This window comes from Terriglobales bacterium (assembly GCA_035561515.1).
Lineage (GTDB): Bacteria > Acidobacteriota > Terriglobia > Terriglobales > Acidobacteriaceae > DATMXP01.
This window is the reverse complement of record DATMXP010000044.1, coordinates 31,197-49,824: the sequence shown is the minus strand read 5'-3', so window position 1 is coordinate 49,824 and position 18,628 is coordinate 31,197. Positions and strand designations below refer to the sequence as shown.

At 57.7% G+C, this 18,628-nt stretch carries 18 protein-coding genes; 8 read left to right on the top strand and 10 right to left on the bottom strand.

Annotated features, from left to right (window positions below):
- Nucleotides 1-6: 6 nt before the first annotated feature.
- The gene (locus VN577_19700) at nucleotides 7-1,209 is read left to right on the top strand and encodes a hypothetical protein (protein ID HWR17063.1); all 1,203 of its coding nucleotides are present in this window, start codon (nucleotides 7-9) and stop codon (nucleotides 1,207-1,209) included.
- A gap of 5 nt (nucleotides 1,210-1,214) precedes the next feature.
- Here the strand turns inward: VN577_19700 and VN577_19695 are convergent, their stop codons facing one another.
- The 4 genes from VN577_19695 to VN577_19680 form a co-directional block, all read right to left on the bottom strand.
- A complete protein-coding gene (locus VN577_19695) occupies nucleotides 1,215-2,759 on the bottom strand; it encodes an amino acid permease (GenBank protein HWR17062.1) in 1,545 nt (514 codons plus the stop codon).
- 74 nt (nucleotides 2,760-2,833) lie between these two features.
- Nucleotides 2,834-3,958: a hypothetical protein gene (locus tag VN577_19690; protein HWR17061.1), complete on the bottom strand. Its 1,125-nt coding sequence runs from the start codon at nucleotides 3,956-3,958 to the stop codon at nucleotides 2,834-2,836.
- A gap of 4 nt (nucleotides 3,959-3,962) precedes the next feature.
- Nucleotides 3,963-4,124, bottom strand: a complete 162-nt coding sequence (locus VN577_19685) for a hypothetical protein (GenBank protein HWR17060.1) — start codon at nucleotides 4,122-4,124, stop codon at nucleotides 3,963-3,965.
- A gap of 65 nt (nucleotides 4,125-4,189) precedes the next feature.
- On the bottom strand, nucleotides 4,190-4,912 hold the full coding sequence (locus VN577_19680; protein HWR17059.1) for a M15 family metallopeptidase: 723 nt from the start codon (nucleotides 4,910-4,912) through the stop codon (nucleotides 4,190-4,192).
- Between the two features lie 38 nt (nucleotides 4,913-4,950).
- Between VN577_19680 and VN577_19675 the strand changes: the two genes are divergently transcribed.
- On the top strand, nucleotides 4,951-5,883 hold the full coding sequence (locus tag VN577_19675; protein ID HWR17058.1) for a TlpA disulfide reductase family protein: 933 nt from the start codon (nucleotides 4,951-4,953) through the stop codon (nucleotides 5,881-5,883).
- A gap of 101 nt (nucleotides 5,884-5,984) precedes the next feature.
- Nucleotides 5,985-6,677 (top strand): class II aldolase/adducin family protein, encoded by a 693-nt coding sequence (locus VN577_19670; GenBank protein HWR17057.1) that lies wholly within the window; start codon nucleotides 5,985-5,987, stop codon nucleotides 6,675-6,677.
- Here VN577_19670 and trmFO read toward each other — a convergent pair.
- On the bottom strand, nucleotides 6,674-8,044 hold the full coding sequence (gene trmFO, locus VN577_19665) for a methylenetetrahydrofolate--tRNA-(uracil(54)-C(5))-methyltransferase (FADH(2)-oxidizing) TrmFO (protein HWR17056.1): 1,371 nt from the start codon (nucleotides 8,042-8,044) through the stop codon (nucleotides 6,674-6,676). The genes VN577_19670 and trmFO overlap by 4 nt on opposite strands.
- 37 nt (nucleotides 8,045-8,081) lie before the next feature.
- Between trmFO and VN577_19660 the strand changes: the two genes are divergently transcribed.
- The 5 genes from VN577_19660 (at nucleotide 8,082) to VN577_19640 (ending at nucleotide 13,903) form a co-directional block, all read left to right on the top strand.
- The gene (locus tag VN577_19660) at nucleotides 8,082-8,609 is read left to right on the top strand and encodes a carboxymuconolactone decarboxylase family protein (protein ID HWR17055.1); all 528 of its coding nucleotides are present in this window, start codon (nucleotides 8,082-8,084) and stop codon (nucleotides 8,607-8,609) included.
- A 30-nt stretch (nucleotides 8,610-8,639) separates the two neighbouring features.
- Complete coding sequence (locus VN577_19655; GenBank protein ID HWR17054.1) at nucleotides 8,640-9,788, top strand: M48 family metallopeptidase; 1,149 nt, start codon at nucleotides 8,640-8,642, stop codon at nucleotides 9,786-9,788.
- Nucleotides 9,789-9,803: 15 nt separating this feature from the next.
- Nucleotides 9,804-10,526 (top strand): 3-deoxy-manno-octulosonate cytidylyltransferase, encoded by a 723-nt coding sequence (gene kdsB / locus VN577_19650; GenBank protein HWR17053.1) that lies wholly within the window; start codon nucleotides 9,804-9,806, stop codon nucleotides 10,524-10,526.
- 1,144 nt (nucleotides 10,527-11,670) lie between these two features.
- Nucleotides 11,671-12,510 carry a class I SAM-dependent methyltransferase gene (locus VN577_19645; protein ID HWR17052.1) on the top strand — a complete coding sequence of 280 codons (840 nt, stop codon included), beginning with the start codon at nucleotides 11,671-11,673 and terminating at the stop codon, nucleotides 12,508-12,510.
- A 403-nt stretch (nucleotides 12,511-12,913) separates the two neighbouring features.
- Nucleotides 12,914-13,903, top strand: coding sequence for a PHP domain-containing protein (locus tag VN577_19640; protein ID HWR17051.1), 990 nt, complete (start codon nucleotides 12,914-12,916; stop codon nucleotides 13,901-13,903).
- 42 nt (nucleotides 13,904-13,945) lie between these two features.
- On the opposite strand, the gene VN577_19635 is transcribed toward VN577_19640, so the two are convergent.
- From VN577_19635 to VN577_19615, 5 genes are all read right to left on the bottom strand, one after another.
- The gene (locus tag VN577_19635) at nucleotides 13,946-14,821 is read right to left on the bottom strand and encodes a hypothetical protein (protein HWR17050.1); all 876 of its coding nucleotides are present in this window, start codon (nucleotides 14,819-14,821) and stop codon (nucleotides 13,946-13,948) included.
- A 294-nt stretch (nucleotides 14,822-15,115) separates the two neighbouring features.
- On the bottom strand, nucleotides 15,116-15,862 hold the full coding sequence (locus VN577_19630) for a hypothetical protein (GenBank protein ID HWR17049.1): 747 nt from the start codon (nucleotides 15,860-15,862) through the stop codon (nucleotides 15,116-15,118).
- A gap of 326 nt (nucleotides 15,863-16,188) precedes the next feature.
- The gene (locus tag VN577_19625; protein ID HWR17048.1) at nucleotides 16,189-17,505 is read right to left on the bottom strand and encodes a TROVE domain-containing protein; all 1,317 of its coding nucleotides are present in this window, start codon (nucleotides 17,503-17,505) and stop codon (nucleotides 16,189-16,191) included.
- A 50-nt stretch (nucleotides 17,506-17,555) separates the two neighbouring features.
- Nucleotides 17,556-17,885: a hypothetical protein gene (locus VN577_19620; protein HWR17047.1), complete on the bottom strand. Its 330-nt coding sequence runs from the start codon at nucleotides 17,883-17,885 to the stop codon at nucleotides 17,556-17,558.
- Nucleotides 17,886-17,924: 39 nt separating this feature from the next.
- On the bottom strand, nucleotides 17,925-18,221 hold the full coding sequence (locus tag VN577_19615) for a hypothetical protein (protein ID HWR17046.1): 297 nt from the start codon (nucleotides 18,219-18,221) through the stop codon (nucleotides 17,925-17,927).
- Between the last annotated feature and the right edge of the window lie 407 nt (nucleotides 18,222-18,628).

Genomic DNA, 18,628 nt, shown 5'->3' with positions numbered 1-18,628 from the left:
GGCCCTTTGCGCGCTATCGGACAATCTCTGGCGGCAGCGATCCTGGTGATCGCTGCCACAGTTTCCGCCTTCTCCCAACCGGAAAAGCTTACACAAATCCCGCCTCAGTGGTTTGAGGAACCAGAGAAGCACGCGAAAAAGTGGAAGGTGAAGATTGAGCCCATTCTTCTCTTCAACCAGCGTTTTGTAATCAGGTCCGCTGCGAAGTTCCCAGCCAGCGTGAAGGGCGCGCCTCGTCCTGAATATCACATCTTTGTTCGCCTTGCCGACGCCAGCGGCAACTGGTACCCCGGTCACGACTACACTCGCGTCGATCTTGCCAAAGTCCCACCGAAGGCCGAAATGCAATGGACGACCAACATCTTCGTCAAGCCCGGAACCTACCGCGCAGTGGTGTTGGTCTATGAGGAGAAGTCGCGCGAACACTACCTGTGGAGGGAGACAATCCAGATTGAAAAGCCACGCGTCCTGCCGGATCTCGACGAACAATTTCCGCAGGTGGAGTTCTTCGACCCCAAGCGCCGACGTGCCACGGCTGGCGAGTTACTCCCCATCCATACCTCGCGGCCGTTGCGGATCGACCTCGTCTTCAATCTGACCAGCTACCGTCAGTTGGCCAGCCGCTTCGACTTCTTCAACTGGGCCGTGGAGAACCAACTCATCGCGGCCACCCTGGTCATGTCACAGTTGCGCCCTTCGCAAGGCTGCGTTCGTGTGAGCGCCATCGACATCCTTCACCGTGACGTGGTGCGAGACCGTGCCCCGGCGAATACGTCAGCAGACTGGTTTGCCGTGCGGGAGAGCCTACGCAAGAACCGCGACTCCGACACCATTGATGTTCGAACCCTCACCGGGCGCACCCAGGCTCGCAAGTTTTTCACTGATTTTTTGGAGACGGTGATTTCCGATCGTTCCGGTTGCGGTGCGGAACAGCCGGACATGGATCGTGCGATGGTGGTTGTCAGCGATAGCCTGCAGTTCCCGCCAAAGACCGAGCGAGAAAAAATCGACGTTCCCAATGATCAGGGCGTCCGGTTCTTTTACATCCGCTTGAGCGCGCCATTCACGCCGAGTTTCTTCGACCAGGTGGGAGGCATGCTCTCACCACTGCATCCGCGACGATTTGAAGTCCGCGGAGCGAAAGACTTCCGCGAAACCCTCGGCAAACTCATTCTGGACCTGGAGCAGCCCGCCGAGAAGCAGGAATGAAAACTTTACTTCTGCGCAAACTCGCTGTGCCGCCTGCCGTACATCGCATAGATAACTAATCCGATCGCCAGCCATCCGAAGAAGCGGAACCAATTCATGATCGGCAGTCCGGACATCAGTAGCACGCATGTGATGATCGTCATGATCGGCGCAATGGTGCCGCCCGGTGCCCTGAATCCCCTCGGACGATTCGGCTCGCGATATCGCAGGATCAAAACTCCGCCAGCCACGAGCGCAAACGCAAACAGAGTTCCGATATTTGCCAGGTCGGCAAACGTGCCGATATCCAGCAGTCCCGCCGGAATTCCCACGGCAAAACCTGCCACCCACGTCGCCACATCAGGAGTGCGGAATCTAGGATGCACGTGACCGAAGGCACGCGGCAGAAGTCCATCGCGCGACATCGCAAACCACACACGCGCCTGTCCGAGCTGAAACACCAGCAGCGACGAAACCATGCCCATGATCGCGCCGAACAGAACGGCGAAGCGCACCCAGTGCAGGTTGAGCTTTGTCAGCACGTTCACCACTGGAGCCGCGCTTCCCATCAGCGGCGACTTCCAGTTCTCGATCCCAGTCAGCACCACCACCACGGCGATGTACAGGATCGTACAAATTAGCAGCGTCGCAATGATCCCGATCGGCAAATCTCGCTGCGGGTTCTTGGCTTCCTCGGCCGATGTCGAGACCGAATCAAATCCGATAAACGTGAAGAAGATGATCGATCCGCCCGTCAGCACGCCGGCCCACCCGTTTGGCGAAAACGGAGTCCAGTTATTCGGCGCCACGTATGCCGATCCGGCAAACACAAACGTCAGGATGGCGCCGATCTTCAGCAACACCATTACGTTGTTCGTCTCAGCCGATTCCCGGATACCGCGCACCAGAATCACGGTCAGGATCATCACGATCAGGAACGCTGGAAAGTTGAATCCGAAATGCCATCCCGGACCGAAAAATTCGTTGCCGCTTGTCAGGTAAGCCGGATACGACCAGTGCGGGGGCAAGTGAATCCCGAAGAAATTGAACAGGTTCACCAGGTGTTCTGAAAACCCAACTCCCACCGCCATATTGCTGACCGCGTATTCAAGGATGAGATCCCAGCCGATAATCCACGCGATCAACTCACCCATCGTCGCGTACGTGTACGTGTACGCGCTGCCCGCGATCGGGATCATCGACGCTAGTTCCGCATAGCACAGTGCGGTAAACGCGCAGGCAATCGCCACCAGGACGAACGACAACGCAATTGCCGGTCCCGCTCCCGGTCTTCCGAAAGTCGGCGAATGGTGGATCAGGTATTCGAGCAGTGGCGCGTGCAGGATCGACGATGCCTCGAACTTCTGCCCGGCGATCGCCGTTCCGACGACCGTGAAGATGCCGGACCCGATCACCGCGCCGATGCCGAGTGCCGTTAAACTCCACGGTCCAAGGCTCTTCTTCAGCCGGTGTTCAGGCTCCTGCGAGTCGGAAATCAGTTTGTCGATGGACTTGCGGGCAAAAAGTTGGTTGCCCGAGGACTTCTGGTTATCTGCCGTAATCTGTGCCAAAACCCGATCCTGACCTGTGCGATGTGTGCAGGTATTTGTAGCATAATCGCTGCATGCGGGCTATTGGTTGGGGATCAGCGCAGCCTGTAGATGGTCAACTTTGTTCCTGTCTGCAAAGCCATCTGGCTGCCGTCGGGTGAAATGGCCATCGCGAAAAACTCTTCTCCGCCGACCGTCACCTTTAGATTTGCGATCCGTTGCGGAGCGTCGAGCCTGTACACGCGAACATACAAGTCATACGAGGTGGCTTCCACCTTCGTCGATGTGATCAACAACTGACGTTTGCTCGTCACCGCCGCCGCGTGTGTTCCCGCTTGGTTTGTAACGATAGACTCCACGGCGGTACCCCGCTCAAGCATGTCATCCAGTAACAGCTTGCCATCCATGCTCACCAACAGGAGGTGATGCTCCGAGGATCGCATGTTCTCCTGATCAAGCTGCACCACGGCGATCTTGTCTTTCGACACCACCACCGGCGGCGCAAAACAGCAAACCGGATGCTGATACAGCACCTGCCATTTCTGATCTTGACCGAAGATTGCCAGGCTGAGACCGCTGCTCCCGATCAGGACATCATCGGTGCCTGAGAGTACCAGGACATCATCCGGCGGCTGCACTCGTGTGAGCGCTTTGCAAGTCGCTGCGTCCACAGTCGTAACAGCAGAAGTATCGCCGCTCTCGGCGACGAAGACGCGCCCGGTCCCTGGCGATGAGTTGATCCCCACCGTACCCTTTGGTTCCGACGCATTCTGAAGCAGGTAGCTTCCGTTTTGTTGCAGATCGGGTGATAAGCATCGAACCAGCGGACCGGTCAGTACTACAGGCAATCCGTCTTTTTGTACCGCTATGCCGGACGCCTCTCGCCGACTGGGAAATTCAACGGTTCGAAGTACCTTTCCATTTTCGGTCGAGATCACCTGCAGCTGAAGCCACCAGGGATCCGTTGGCTGTACTCTGGCGCGACGGGAAAGTTCGCCGGCCCGCTTCTCCGTGTGCCACAGAGCGAGCACGCCGGGCCGCAAGTACACCAGTCCGTTGCTCGCGCGGCTGTCCGTTGCCCGGTTCTGGGCCGGAACTGCAACTTTGAACGTTGCAATGCGTTGAAGGTCATTGGCTGGGAGTGGCAGGGATATCAGAAGCACTGCCGCAAACAAAACACCCGGCTGCAGAAGCCGGGTGTTTTGAAGCGTGAATCTCACGGTGTTAGCGCTTGCTCTGTCCGCGGCTCAACTTCTTAACCTTCTTCTTCATGGAGCCGCGCGGCGTCGTACGCTTCGCCTTCGGCTTCGCGGCTTCCGCTTTCTTGCGGGCGGTGCGCTTTGCCTTTTTACGTTCAACCTTGTCAGCAATCTTCTTCGTATTCATGAATTCTCCGTTCAGATGTTCTTCTAGAGTAACGGAATCCCTAAGAAACGGGCAACCGAAACGGCTCACAACTTCTCGAAAGGCACGTTCATGATCGGATACTTCGCGAAGTCTTTGTAGTCAAAATGCCACCATTCGAACTTGTACACCGTGAACCCCTCCGCTTCCATGGTCTTCCTCAAGAGGTCGCGCCGTTGCCGTTCTTCCGGTGTGCCGCCGGCATAATTCGGATACGAGCGCTCCGACATCTCGTCATAGCCGCTTGGCATGGCTACTTCTTCGCCGGTCTTCAAGTCGTAGAGGCTCAGATCGACTGCGCATCCCCGATTGTGTCTTGATCCCTGCGCCGGATCGGCTACAAAGTCCCGTTTCTCTGGCGGAGTACCTTCCCAGAACATCTTTGTCACATACCATGGCCGATAGCCATCGTGAATGATCAGCCCGTACCCGAATTTCTTCAGCTTACGGTGAGCGCGTACGAGTGCGTGCGCGGCAGGCTTCTGCAGGAAAGCTCGCGCCTGGCTATAGAACGGCGTGCCCATGAAGTTGTTGTCCGACGCATACCGGATGTCCAGCTTGATCGTCGGATCCAGTTTCACCAATTCCACCAGCTCGGGTTTGCGGAAGTTGCCTTTTTCCGCTGGAGGCTCCGTCGCCATCGCCTCACGGCGAAGTTCTTCCACCGGCCGTAGCGGCTTGATCTTGAAGGTCTGAACAGATGCGGGCGCTTGTCCCCATGCGCTCAGGGCAAGTGCTACGGTTAGAATCAGAAGGGTCAGTCGTCTCATCTGAATAGGCAGTGAGTGTAGCGGATTCTCAATTAAGAATGATTCTCAAATTTTCGATTCTCCTCTTTATTTTCGGGATCTTCACCGTCGCGGCCAAAGCCCAGGATTTTGTCGGTTCCGTGCGAGCTTCGCTCGATCGCGGCGCGCAGGACGAAGCCACCTCTAAGTTGCAGCAATACCTCCAGATTCGCGGCATGACGCCCGAATACCTCGAGGCCTATTCCTGGCTTGGTCGTGCCGCGCTTGCGCGGGCCGATTACACCGGAGCGCTCGCCTACGCCGACCAGACGTATCAACTTTGTCAGCAACAAATTGGCCGTTATCGTCTTACGTCAGAACCCCGCCTCCAGACCGCCTTGGGAGCCGCAATCGAGGTACGCGGTCAAGCTTTGGCGAAGTCCGGCCAGACCGTCCAAGCGCGGCATTACCTTGAAGCAGAACTGGCGAAGTATCGAGGAACCGGCATTTCCGCAAGAATTCAGAAGAACATCAATCTCCTTGGACTCGAAGGCGCTGTCGCTCCGGAACTTAAGCTTGAGCCGCACCTTGGCCCCAAGCCTTCGCCCTTGTCGTCACTGAAAGGGAAGCCGGTGGTCATCTTCATGTGGGCCCATTGGTGTGTGGACTGCAAGGCCCAGGCACCCATCCTTGCGAGACTTAAGAAGGACCTGGATGACCAGTTTGAGGTGGTGGGAGCAACCCGCCTTTACGGCTATGCCGCCGCCGGGACCGAAGCTACTCCACAGCAGGAGATGGAATACATTGAAGCCGTTCGTTCCAAGTACTTCCGAATCCTTAGCGATATGCCTGTGCCAGTGGCGACGGAAAACTTTGAGCGCTACGGCGCCAGTACCACCCCGACTCTGGTGATTATCGGCCCCGATACCAAGGTGGTGCGATACCATCCCGGCAGGATGACGTACGATGAGCTAAAGACACAGCTCGTCCCTCTAATCGATGCGTCGAAGTAACCGTCGTCACTGCCGGCTGTGATTTGTTCTTTCCGCTGGCGAGCGACCTGAAGTACCATACAAATAAGACAATATTCGAGAAGAAGTCTTCTTTAGTGGGCATGAATTCATACCACCAGCAACGGGATGAAATTATCCGCTTCGGCAGGATGCTGTACGAGCGCGGCTTCATTGCCGCCACCGACGGCAATATCTCCATTCGCCTCGACGAGCATCTTCTACTCGTGACCCCGACATGCCTTTGCAAGGGTATGATGACACCGGAAGATTTGGTGGTGGTGGACCTGAACGGCCGCAAACTCGAGGGCATGCGCGATGTCTCGAGCGAACTCGCGATGCACTTGCTTATTTATCGCATGCGTCCCGATGTACATGCCATCGTTCACGCGCATCCGCCAACGGCAACCGGTTTTGCTGCTGCCGGCATTGCGCTTGATACCCCGCTGGTTTCCGAAGTTGTTCTGACCGTGGGCAAGATCCCGCTCGCATCGTATGGGTGCCCCGGAACGCCAGAATTATCCAATTCGCTCCGGCCGCTTATCCCCGATCACAGCGCCATCCTGATGGCTAACCACGGTGTCGTCACGTACGGCGAGGACATCACCCGTGCCTTCATGAACATGGAAACCGTGGAGCATTTCGCGAAGATCACTCTCGTCACACGAACTTTGGGACAGCAGAAGGTGCTCGCTCCCGAAGAAGTGAAGAAACTTGAGGCCATTCGCGAGAAGAGTGAGGCCGCACGGCGTGAGGGGAATTCACAGAGGCCCAAACTCGAAGCGGTCGGGTCCTAGCTGGTAGCAGTTCCGGCCAGCGACTCCTCAAAACGTATTTGCCATTCATTAAACTGCTGTAGCGCCAGTTCGCATTGCTTCTGGTGCCGTAGTTTCTTGTCCCGGATCTTTTCCGGCCACGGTGGCAGCAGATCAAACGTGATGTTGGCCGGCTGGAACGATTTCGACTCCGCGTGTGCAATGTAGTTCACAAGTGATCCGAACGCCGATGCTCGGGGCGGCGCCACGGGCGTCGCTCCTTGCTGTAGTGCGGCTGCATGCATGCCCGCCATAAGACCCGTCGCGATCGACTCGACGTAACCTTCTACGCCGGAAATCTGTCCCGCAAAAAGCACTTTGGGATGCTCGCGCATCTGCAGCGTCTCCATCAGCAAAGCCGGAGAGTTGATATACGTATTGCGGTGAATTTGCCCGTAACGCAGGAATTTCGCATTCTCGAGTCCAGGTATCAGCCGCATCACTTTGGCTTGCTCGCCAAATTTCAAATGATTCTGAAAACCAACAATGTTGTAGGAATCTGCCCGCAGGTTTTCTTGCCGGAGTTGAACCACCGCGTAGGGCGTTTTTCCAGTCTGTGGGTCGCGGAGTCCTACGGGCTTCATCGGGCCAAAGCGCAGGGTGTCGCGTCCGCGCCTTGCGATCTCTTCAATCGGAAGGCAGCCTTCGAAGTAGTTGAGCTTCTCCCATTCCTTGGCTTCGACCGACTGTGCCTCGATTAGCGCGTCGTAGAAGCGGTCGTACTCTTCTTTCGAAAACGGACAATTGATGTAATCGGCTGTTCCTTTGTCGTAGCGTGCGGCCATGTACACGCGCGACATATCAATCGAGTCCGCCTCAACAATCGGCGAAATGGAATCGTAGAAGAAGAGATGGTTGCTCCCCGAGAGCCGGGCGATCTCCTGCGAAAGTGCATCCGACGTAAGCGGCCCGGTGGCAATCACCGTAATGTCATTCGCTTCGTCCACCGTCGTGACTTCCTCACGATGAACATGGATGCGCGGCTCAGCTTCGATGGCGTCCGTCACTTTTTGCGCGAAAACATCGCGATCTACAGCCAGCGCGTGCCCTGCAGGTACCTGTGCCTGTCGGGCGACTTCCATCAGCAGCGACCCGGCGCGCCGCATCTCCTCTTTCAGCAGCCAGGGAGCAGTGTTTTCGCTGTCGGATTTCAATGAATTCGAACAGACCAACTCCGCAAAATTCGAGCTCTCGTGCGCAGGAGTGGTGCGCACTGGCCGCATTTCGTAGAGGTCAACCTCCACGCCACGGCGTGCACATTGCCAGGCAACTTCTGAGCCGGCAAGTCCGGCACCGATGATCTTGATTCGTGCTGTCATGAAGTTGATTCCGCGGACGAGGCGTTGCATCTATTATACGGTTCCGATTTATCCAGAAAGGAACTTGATGGCACGCGTTTCATTGATCGAGCCTGCGTCGGCACGGCCTGAGGTGCAGCAGATCTACGAACATCGACTGCGCGGGAAGCCGGCAGCGATTCACAAGGCCATGGCGCACAATCACCATGCGCTGCTTCCGTTCCTGTCGTTCAATGTCGCAGCAGGCATGAGCCTCGACCGCAGCCTGTGGGAAAAGGTGTATCTCCGAGTTTCATTCCTCAACGGATGTAACTACTGCGCGCAGCACCACATGAAATCGTCAACCACTGTAGGACTTGACGTGGATGGTTGGCGAGCGCTGAAGGCCGGAGATCTCACCAGATTTCCCGAGACCGAACAGGTTGCTTTGCAGTACGCCGAGAAACTGACACGCGATCCAGGTGGCATCGCGGATGACGACGTCGCAAAGCTTAAGGAACATTTCAGCGACCAGCAGATTGTTGATCTGCATCTGCTTTGCGGGCTTGCTAATTTGACCAACCGCTTTACGGGACCGCTCGGGCTTGAACTGGAGTTCGAACCTGTGAGCCTCTGAAGCGCCAACAGGGTACAATTTCACGGCAACATGACGTTTTCAGCCTCAGCCCAGACGAACGACACGCCGGAAGTCCGGGAATACAACCGGATCAAGCGGCGACTCACGATTGCCGACCTGCTCATCAACGTGGTGTTCCTGGTGGTGTTGTTGGCGACCGGATGGAGCGCGACGCTACGCGACTGGGCTTACGGCGCAGCGGGCCAGAGCTACTCGCTCGCGGTGTTCTTCTACGTCGCGATGCTGCTGGTGATCAGCAAAGCCCTGGGATTTGGCCTCGACTACTACTCTTTCCGACTAGAGCACCAGTTCAACCTCTCGAACCAGAAGCTGAAGTCGTGGCTGTGGGACGAAACCAAAGGCTGGCTCGTTGGTCTGGTGATTGCGACGATCCTGGTGGAGATGATCTACAACGTCATTCGCCTCGAGCCAGGCGTTTGGTGGCTGATCGTTTGGGTGGTTTATAACGCGCTGGCGATCTTCTTCGCGCAGATTGCGCCGGTGGTTTTGTTTCCGCTGTTCTACAAGTTCACGCCGCTGGAGAATGATGAGCTCTCAAAGCGGCTGATCAAGCTGAGCGAGAAGGCTGGAACTCGCGTTCGCGGTGTTTACGAATGGAAGCTGTCGGAGAAGAGCAAGAAGGCGAATGCCGCGCTTGCAGGTTTGGGCGCTACGCGCAGGATTATTCTCGCCGATACGCTGATAGAGAATTACACGTCTGACGAGATCGAAGCTGTTTTGGCGCATGAGCTTGGACATCATGTTCACAAGCACATCTTGAAGAGCATCGCGCTACAGATCGGGGTTTCGCTGATTGGATTCTGGGTTGTCGCGCAGGCGCTGAACTTCGCCGTCGAGAAAGAATTTTTTCCGATGCTGCATGATTTTGCCAGCGTGCCCCTGCTGGTGCTGCTGACTACCGTGATGTCATTTCTGCTGATGCCGATTATGAATGCTTACTCGAGGCAGAAGGAGCGGGAGGCGGACCGGTACTCGCTGGAGTCGATTCCGGCGGTGGGTCCGTTCATCTCGTCGATGAATAAGCTGGCGGACCAGAACCTGGCGGAGCGGAATCCGTCGCGGTTCGTGGAGATCTGGTTCCATTCGCATCCGCCGATTGGGAAGCGGATCGCAGCAGCGCAGGATTTTCAATCGTCTGTCGCAAATCCCAACTCCTAAATTTAGTATTCAGCTATGCACATTGTTGCTGTCATTCCTGCGCGTCTTGGCTCCACGCGGCTTCCGCGAAAAATTCTTTTGCCCATTGCCGGGCGTCCGATGCTGGCCTGGGTTTACGAGGCGGCAAGGGCCTCGAAGCTGCTGGACGAAGTGATTGTTGCGACCGACTCCGAGGAGATCGCCGCCGTGTGCCGGGAGAATGGGTGGATGTTCCGGATGACGTCGCCGGAGTGCAAGAGCGGGACCGAGCGCGTTTACGAGGTCTCGCGCACGGTTGCGGCGGATGTTTACGTGAACGTGCAGGGCGACGAACCACTCACGCGGCCTGAGCATCTGGATGCGCTCGTCGGCCTGATGCAGGACCCGGCGGTGCAGGTCGGTACGGTCAAGACCCGCTGCGGCGCCGAGGACGTTGGCAATCCCAATGCCGTGAAGGTCGTTACGGCGCTTGATGGCCGCGCGCTGTATTTTTCGCGGGCGACGATTCCGTTCGATCGCGATCGGGCGGGCACGGTCGAGTACTTCAAGCACCTCGGCTTTTATGCGTACCGTCCGGCGGCGCTGGAAAGCTTCATCCGGTGGCCGGAATCACGGCTCGAACTCAGTGAGCGACTGGAGCAGTTGCGGTTCCTGGATAACGGTGTGCCAATCCATGTGGCGGAGACGGCGTTCGATACCGTCGGCGTGGATACGGAGGACGACCGGTTGAGGGTGGAAAAGATTCTGCTGGCCCGCTAAGTGTGGGGGGGACCCCCTCCCCCCCTGTTTTCGCCTTCAATAAGAAAACAAAGCAGTTACGCGAGCGTGGAATTCTTCGTATATGAAAACAAAGGGCTTGTAAATCCTTTGAAATCAAGACAATACGGCCTGTATATGAAAACAAAGGAGTTAAATAAACAAGTCGTTCGTTGTTAGTCGTTGGTCGTTGGCAAAGCTCTCCTCCTGAAGACTTTGCGTGAATATAGGGATTCTTCCCCTTCCGCTTCACTTCGTTTCAGCGTCAGGGTCAGAATGACAAAAAAACAAGTACACAGGTTCTTCGGCTACGCCTCAGAATGACAAACCCAAAAACAAGGTACAGAGGTTCTTCGGCTTTGCCTCAGAACTCAGAATGACAAAGAACGAAAACCACCTACATTTTCAGGATAGCAATCTGGGTGGGGGCAGTATGCCAACATTCTGGAATTTATATTTGCCGTTAAATCAGCAAGTTACGAATTTTTGAGGGCTTTGACCCCCTTGACAACGGATTTCCCAAAACGGGCCGCGGATGACGCGGCGTGGTGGTTGACGTACGGGGGTAGAATATTGCTGAAGTTAGCCACCGATGCGTGGACATCGGCGGCTGTGCCGCTACTTGTTAAGCAGCAGCACGATGCCCAGTACGCTGACCAGGCCCAACGACACGGCAAGCACGAATCGATGATCGATCGTGATTGCAATGTTTAACCTCATCTGACGCATAGGACACCACCTCCTTTCGGTGGGCGCAATAAAGAACCGCCCCGGTTGCAGCCGGGGCGATCCACTCCTGGTGGATTCCCACCACCAAGGATCTCGTCACCGGTGCCCGCCACAATCCAAAAGAAGGCAGTAGGATTCTAAAGAACTTCCGCGTTAGTCAGATGTGACATGCCGCACGGGATGCGGTGTTTCGACCCAGAGGTCGTGGTGCCGGATGCAGGCGTGGGCGGGTCGCCCACGCGACAGCCGGCGAGACGCCGGTGCTACAAGCAATGGGCAGCCGCCGCGAAATGCATAGGCCCTTCGTCGGGCTGACGCCCTCCTCAGGGTGACAACAACTCCACTCAATCAAAAGAGGGTTGAATGGGGCACCCGCCATCACAGAAATCCTGGCGCACCGGGACGATAATTCGCCGATATGGCGACGAAGGAGCGGGTTCAACTGGGCGCGGTAGAGGAGACGCTGCTGGTTCCGCTCTATGCGAGGGCGCTGGACGCCGGCCGGAGGCCTTCGATCCTGAACGACCCCAAGGCCGTGGAGATGGTGGACGCGATCGAGTGGGACTTCGAGAGGTTCAACCAGCGGCGGCGGATGGCGGGGTGCGTTCTGCGGACGGCCAGCTTCGACGAGATGGTGAAGGAGTTTTTGAGGCGGCATCCGGCGGGCACGGTGGTGGAGATCGGAGCGGGGCTGAACACCAGGTTCGAGCGGCTGGACAACGGCAGGCTGCACTGGTTCGATCTCGATTTGCCGGACACCGCGGCTCTGCGCAGCAGGTTCTTCACGGACAGTGAACGGCGGAAGACGCTGGCGGCATCAGTGGTGGATGCCGGATGGATAGCGCGGGTGAAGGAGAGTCCGGGACCGTATTGCTTTGTGGCGGAGACGGTGTTGGTGTATCTCGGCGAGGAGGCGGTAAAGACGGCGTTAAGGCAGATCGCCGGCAATTTCCCGGGAGCATGGGTGGTGCTGGATACGGCGTCGCAGAGGGCGATGGAGCATGGCAACCGCGACCATGAGCGCCAGAAGCTGCGCGCACGATTCCGGTGGGCGTGCAACGATCCGAAGGAGATGGAAGGGTGGGGGATCGGGTTGCGGCTGGTGGAGTCGCGCACAATGGCGGACATGCACGAGAGCGTGAAGGCGAAGCTGTCGTGGCGAGGACGAATGATTTACCGGGTGGTGACCAGGCTACTTTGGAGGGTGATGGGGTCCTACCGGATCAACGTGTTCGAGGTGGAGGGTGGCTCGGGCTGACGGCCTCGCCGAGCGATGCAGGCGTGGGCGGGTCGCCCACGCGACAGCCGGCGAGTCGCCGGCGCCACAATGGGGCGGTCGCGAAGTGCATAGGCCCTTCGTCGGGCTGACGCCCTCCTCAGGGTGACATGAGCAGCAGGGTGATGTGAGCGTGAGGGTGAATGCGGAAGAGCAAAGTGCGTCCACCGTGTGAAATGCATAGGCCCTTCGTCGGGCTGACGCCCTCCTCAGGGTGACACCAGCAGAAGAGGGTAACGTGAGCAGCAGCATGACATGAGCAGCAGAGGGTGACGTGAGCAGCATGACGTGAAGGAGGCAACGCATCCAACATGGCATGGCAAGGCACACGGTTACGAATGCGGAGATTGCGGAGCTGCTGGCGTTGGAGTCGGAGGGGGCGAAGATGCCGGCGAAGAAGGCGTTACGCGGGGCGTCGCGAAAGGCTTTCATGTGGCCAGAAGAGGTGGCGGACCTGTTGCGGGAGGGCCGGTCGCCGATGGAGCTGGCGGGGGTTGGTCCGTACATCGGGAAGCTGATCGAGCGGTGGGTGGAGAAGCCTCCAGAGGTGCCGGAGGTGCCGGCGATCCGCGCTGGATTTTTGACGGTGCCGCAGGCGCGGCGGGCGCTGGCGAAGCGTCCAGGATGGTTGCGCGGGGTGCGCGGCGACCTGCAGATGCACACGACGTGGAGCGACGGCGAGGCGTCGGTGGAGGAGATGGCCGAGGCGGCGGTGGAGCGCGGTTATGAGTACGTGGCGATCACGGACCACACGAAGGGGCTGAGCATCGCGGGCGGGATCGATGAGCGCCAGTTGGCGAAGGAGGCGAAAGAGATCGCTGCGGTTAACGACCGCGTGCGGGCGCGGGGGCTGACGGTGTTGCAGTCGGCGGAGCTGAACATCAATCCGCGCGGAGAAGGGGACATGGACGCGGCGGCCCTGCGAGGGCTGGACCTGGTGCTGGGGTGTTTTCATTCGTCGCTGCGGACGAAGGAAGACCAGACGTCGCGGTACGTTGCGGCGCTGCGAAACCCGGAGGTACACATCCTGGGGCATCCGCGGGGTCGGGTGTACAACTACCGGCTGGGGCTGACGGCGGACTGGGAGCGGGTGTTCGGGGTGGCGGCGGAGCTGGACAAGGCGGTGGAGATTGACGGTTATCCGGACCGCCAGGACCTGAATGTGGACCTGGTGAAGGTGGCGAAGAAGGCGGGCTGCCGCATCTCGCTGGGCACGGATTCGCATGGGGCGGCACAACTGCGTTTCATGGAGTACTCGGCGGCGTCGGCGCTGATGGCGGGTGTGCCGAAAGAGCGGATCCTGAATTTCATGTCGCGGGATGAACTGCTGGCGTGGGCGTCGGGGGTGAGGGAGAGGGTGAAGAGGGCGGCGTGAGGGGGGCGTGGTGAGAACGCGCACCATGCGTTCCCATCAACTTCAGACGCCAGACTCAATCTTCACAGATGCCCAAATAAAACCTTGGATATCGATGCCCGATTTCGGAACTAATCCCCTTCTGCGTAGCTCCTGCTCTACAGACTTAGCCAATTCCATCAATTTTGAATACGTGAACCAGTTCGGTTCTGTCTTGTAATTCAGTGCAAAGCCCAGGGAATCTGCGATGCACTTTGTCGGAGCAGGTTTGAAGAACATTCGATCGCCTTGGCTTTCCAGGAACGAAAAGTACGTTGCAATTGTCCATTTATAACAATCGCCGAGCTCAGCTAAGAGAGCACACCAAGATTCAAAGCGTAACGAAAACTCGGCAGAACCGTACAAGACGTTGAACAGCTGTTGAGAGAACTTTTCCTGATCTTCAACGGCCTTCAGGCAATCTCTCAGCTTTATTTTCTCTTGCTGGTAGATAAGGTTCGTGAAGTTAACGGCTTTGAATGCGAGTTTGCAAATTCCTTTGTGATCGGAATTCCGAAGTAACTTTCGGAACTTCCGCTCACTGAGTTCGCTCCTGACGAAATTAACAGCCCGAAACTTGTAGTCCCTTTCCAATCTTTGGAACTTCTCACCATCAAACCCGCCAGGGTAATAACCTTTGAAAACATCGACAAGATGGTCAAAGGTGGGGACCGGTTTGCGGCGCGCTTTCTGAACTTTGAAACGCGAGGGCCTTCGGGACGGCGAAGACTTAAATGTGAAATTCGGGGTGGGCGGTGCACCATCCACCACAGCAGTCTTGAGAAGGATCTTATCGCCAAAGGAAACGAAGGAGATCGAGTATTTTTCGTCGTACTCGTCAGTGACCAGTCCGACACCGAATTTTGGATGGTGAACCCACTTCTTAGCCTTCGCAGTCATGGCAGTCTTGTAGTCCACACAATCACACAATGCAAGAAAATCCCGAAGCTCAGCGCTGATGGGGAGCTAAAGTTCGTGGTGCACGTGAACTCGTGACGTGGAATGTCTTAGCGTCGAAGGCGGTCACTGAAATGGTTGAACGCGAGTCCGGTTACCGGGCCTATCATCGGTGGTAAGCCCACCTCAGTGCGCAAAGGGCGCGAACCGGGGCGCTAGGCCGGCATGTACTGCGTCTAACCCCAGCCTTACGCCAAAAGAGGGCTAAAGGCGGGGGCGCCCGGCGTGCAATGCACTTCATGGCTCTAGACTGAGCAATCGCTTGATTTCCGCTTGGAAAGCCGCCGCGCCACCCTGATCGAGAGCTTCCTTCAGGACTGCGTTAGTGTGTCTTTCGGCGATTGAACTCACAGGTTCCTGTAGCGCATTTCTAACCGAATTGATCCCTTTAGAATTGAGGAGATTGCCAACGAAGGTAACTCGTTCCACCATCTTCTGATGATCAGCGGCAAGGAACTTTTTGAATTCCGCTGCATTCTGGCCGATCATGGTTCCGTCGGCGAAGATCGCCGCGCCGAAGGAGATCTTGAGCGTCCGAACTCCGCCACCGCTCGATGCTATCCACAATCCTTGTGGGCCGGGTGCAGAACCCGCAGGGGGGAGTCCGAGTTCCTGCCTGGCCCACCAGTCCATGAACTGTGGAGTCCGATTGACATTTACACCGTCGGAAACTTCCACCCAGAGTTGAATTGCGATGATGCGCTTCTCTGAGTTGTTCTTAATTCGATAGCGAAGGTTCTTAAATCCGCCAGGGATGGGATCGTATTGCAATCCGGTGATTTCAATGCCAAACAGGGGAGCATTCTCGATATCTACATCAATACCCGACGCCGCCGGCCCTTGATTGAAGGCTATATTATCGTCCCAGTAGTTGTCTGTGCAGCCAGAGTTCTCATCAATTCCTGCGGGCACTAGCCGCACCTGAGCAAAACCATAAAATTGAATTGTAACGACAAGGGCGAACAAAACTGCTGATTTACGCATGTGCTTGTTCTCCTACTGTCGTGCACCCACCGTACATAAAATACTTCCTCACTAAACTACGCCGTTAGTCAAAAGTGTTCGGAAACACGCCAAACGTTTCAGAATGGGAACTGGTTCCAAATAGGGAATTCGGTGGTCGAGCGAGCGAGGTTGTACGGGAGCGAAGGCAGATCACGGCGGATACGGCGGTACGCCCGTCGAAGTACTTCGGGATGTATCCCGCCACTTACGTGGCGGTCTATGGGATGTCACGCCCGCGGCGCTCTACGAGTCGGCGGCCAGTTCCAGAGTAGCCCGCAGTGGGGCAGGTTTTCCCCACTGCGGAGTTAAGAGGGTATGGCCTCGAGTTCGCGGATGTAGCCGATGACGGACTCGGACCAGCCATCGATGTGCGTCCACTTGCCGTAGCCGACCCCGTTCTTATAGCTGGCCACGTTGATCATGTACGCCTTACCGCGCGGGTTCGGGATCGCGTCGTGGACCTGCTCGTCGGTGATGACGATGATGCGGTCGTAGGGTTCGCGGATCGACTCGAGCGCGCGGCCCAGGTACGTGGAGCCGTGCGGCAGCGAGCTGTCGAGGGCGTCGCGGAGTGCGAATCCGCGGCGCGCCGGGACACGAACGCAACGGTCGGAGAAGGCGTAAACGCTCAACTCCTCGGCGATCTCGCGCAGGAGGATCGCCAGACCGTAGGCGGCGTCGGTACGCTGCATCTCCGAACGGGCGGAGAGCGGCGCCGTCATGGAGCCGGAGACGTCGACGACAAGAATGGTCTTTCCGGCCAGTTTCTGCGCGGATTCGACCGACTTGAACATCGCATTCTCGAGCTCTGCTTCCCACTGCGGCGCATAACGCGCGGCGGCGATGAAGCGGAACGGCAACACCCGGCTGGTGTTCAGCGACTGCAATGCTGACTTCACCAGCGATTCGTCCACGCCGCTCTCGGCCATGTTGCGAAGGTTGCGCAACAGAGCGAGCGCTCCGAGACGGTTATCGCGGAGCAGGCGCTCGAAGGCTTCGCGCTTGTCGGCGCCACCGGAGAGGGCGACCTCCCAGGTGTCGGGCGAGGCGAGCTGGCCAGCGACGAGCTGCTTCCAGACGGCGGCCTGCGCCTCGTCGCGCGGACGAGCGTGCGAGAGGAAGAGGACGTCGCGCAGCTTGACCGGACCGGCACGATCGTACTTGGCGAGCGCGTAGGCGTCGAACTTGCCGAAGGCCGCAGCCAGTCCCTTCTTCACCTGCGCGGAGAGAGGCTGGCGTCCGTTGGCCCAGTAGAGCGCGACGAACTCGGAGAGCTCGTCGGCACGCTGGATGACGGCTTCGAGCGTTTCGGCAACGAGTGCACGATGCGATGCGTGACGCGCCATCTCGCGTACGAGAAGCAACGGCGCATGACGCAGCTTCATGCTGGAACGCGCCTCGACGGCGAGGTTCGCAACCTTGTCGGCGGCGACACGGGGGACGAGCTCGGCGATGCGTCCGGCGATCTCGATGCCGTCTTCGTAGAACTGACGCTCCCAAAGGAGGCAGGCGAGGACGGAGCGCCGGAGCTGGAGCTCGGCGTTGATCGTGCGCGCCGGTGCGCCTTCGTGAGTGCGCGGTGCGGCGAGATGCGAAAGCTTCATGATGTTGAGTCGGGCCATGATGGTCTCCGTTGGCTATTAGCTCTAGCTGTTAGCTCTTGGTGATGCGATCAGCCGCTCGTCCGTGCTACGAGTGGGCAGAACGACTGATCGCTGGTGTTCGCGAATCCGATAACGCGAACGATCGGCGCGGTCGCGTTACGGTCGCAGAACATGCTGCAATCGGAGACCGCGAAGTTTACTTCACGCGAGACTCCGGCGTAAGTGCAGTAGGTCAGTTCCTGGCCCGCGGCGTATCCGCGAGCGATGTGCGCGTAGGCGCACGAGACGCAAAGCGATTGCGCGACCGGCGTGATCGAGATAGCTTCGGTACGGTCGCGGATCGCCGAGACGATCGCGCGGACGATGAATCCGAAGAGGATGACGAAAATGGTTTCCAATGCGGCCTCCTTTCTATCCGGCCGCGTATGGCGGCGGGATTATTCTTCTTCGTCGCCGGCTGCTGTCGAAATTCCGACGAGGAAGCCGGCGGGCTTGTACGTGGTCGTGCCATCTATGGGCAGCGCCAGTTCTTCCATCTGGTCCCAGGTGGGGTGAGTGCGATTGCGGTAATCGCTGCACTCCCGCACAGGGAAGGGAACCTTGCGCATGCTTGCGTAATTGCAGAAGACGAGTTCTTCGCTCTCACGAAAACCGCGCTGCATGTGTACCCAGTTGCAGGAGTAGCACAGGGGATCCTTGTGGACCGGCGTTCCGTTCTTAATGGTGAAACTCATACAAATTGCTTTCTAACCGGCTGAGCCGGGAATGTTAATGCGTTTGTCGATCGCCGGGGAATAAGCGACCCGGTACGTTTTGGTGCTCTACCGCTGAGCTACGGAGCCAGGCTCCGGCAGGATTCGAACCTGCGTCCTCCCGATTATGAGTCGAAGTAACCGTGGTCTTCGCCACCGGCGAACTGCCCCAAAACGCGCAACAACGCCGCGTTTCGGGGACCCTTGAACAAAATCAGGGGCGATTCTTGGCCAGGGAACAAGCGGACACGGCGTTTGGGGATTTGAACCCCCCGCCTTGCGGCGTTCTACCAGAAGAAGTATCCGTATCCTTCACCACTGGCCGGAAATGGGCTGAGGGAACATGCGACAGCGGCACTTTATTCGTTAAAAGACGAAGGAACCGCGGT

Bases quoted from the DNA above. Each gene is read 5' to 3' on its own strand.
- VN577_19675 (HWR17058.1), top strand. From the start codon at position 4,951: ATGATTCTCAAATTTTCGATTCTCCTCTTTATTTTCGGGATCTTCACC.
- VN577_19645 (HWR17052.1), top strand. From the start codon at position 11,671: ATGGCGACGAAGGAGCGGGTTCAACTGGGCGCGGTAGAGGAGACGCTG.
- VN577_19630 (HWR17049.1), bottom strand. From the start codon at position 15,862: ATGCGTAAATCAGCAGTTTTGTTCGCCCTTGTCGTTACAATTCAATTT.
- VN577_19615 (HWR17046.1), bottom strand. From the start codon at position 18,221: ATGAGTTTCACCATTAAGAACGGAACGCCGGTCCACAAGGATCCCCTG.
- kdsB (HWR17053.1), top strand. From the start codon at position 9,804: ATGCACATTGTTGCTGTCATTCCTGCGCGTCTTGGCTCCACGCGGCTT.
- VN577_19670 (HWR17057.1), top strand. From the start codon at position 5,985: ATGAATTCATACCACCAGCAACGGGATGAAATTATCCGCTTCGGCAGG.
- VN577_19625 (HWR17048.1), bottom strand. From the start codon at position 17,505: ATGGCCCGACTCAACATCATGAAGCTTTCGCATCTCGCCGCACCGCGC.
- VN577_19685 (HWR17060.1), bottom strand. From the start codon at position 4,124: ATGAATACGAAGAAGATTGCTGACAAGGTTGAACGTAAAAAGGCAAAG.
- VN577_19640 (HWR17051.1), top strand. From the start codon at position 12,914: ATGCCGGCGAAGAAGGCGTTACGCGGGGCGTCGCGAAAGGCTTTCATG.
- VN577_19660 (HWR17055.1), top strand. From the start codon at position 8,082: ATGGCACGCGTTTCATTGATCGAGCCTGCGTCGGCACGGCCTGAGGTG.
- VN577_19680 (HWR17059.1), bottom strand. From the start codon at position 4,912: ATGAGACGACTGACCCTTCTGATTCTAACCGTAGCACTTGCCCTGAGC.
- VN577_19635 (HWR17050.1), bottom strand. From the start codon at position 14,821: ATGACTGCGAAGGCTAAGAAGTGGGTTCACCATCCAAAATTCGGTGTC.
- VN577_19655 (HWR17054.1), top strand. From the start codon at position 8,640: ATGACGTTTTCAGCCTCAGCCCAGACGAACGACACGCCGGAAGTCCGG.
- trmFO (HWR17056.1), bottom strand. From the start codon at position 8,044: ATGCAACGCCTCGTCCGCGGAATCAACTTCATGACAGCACGAATCAAG.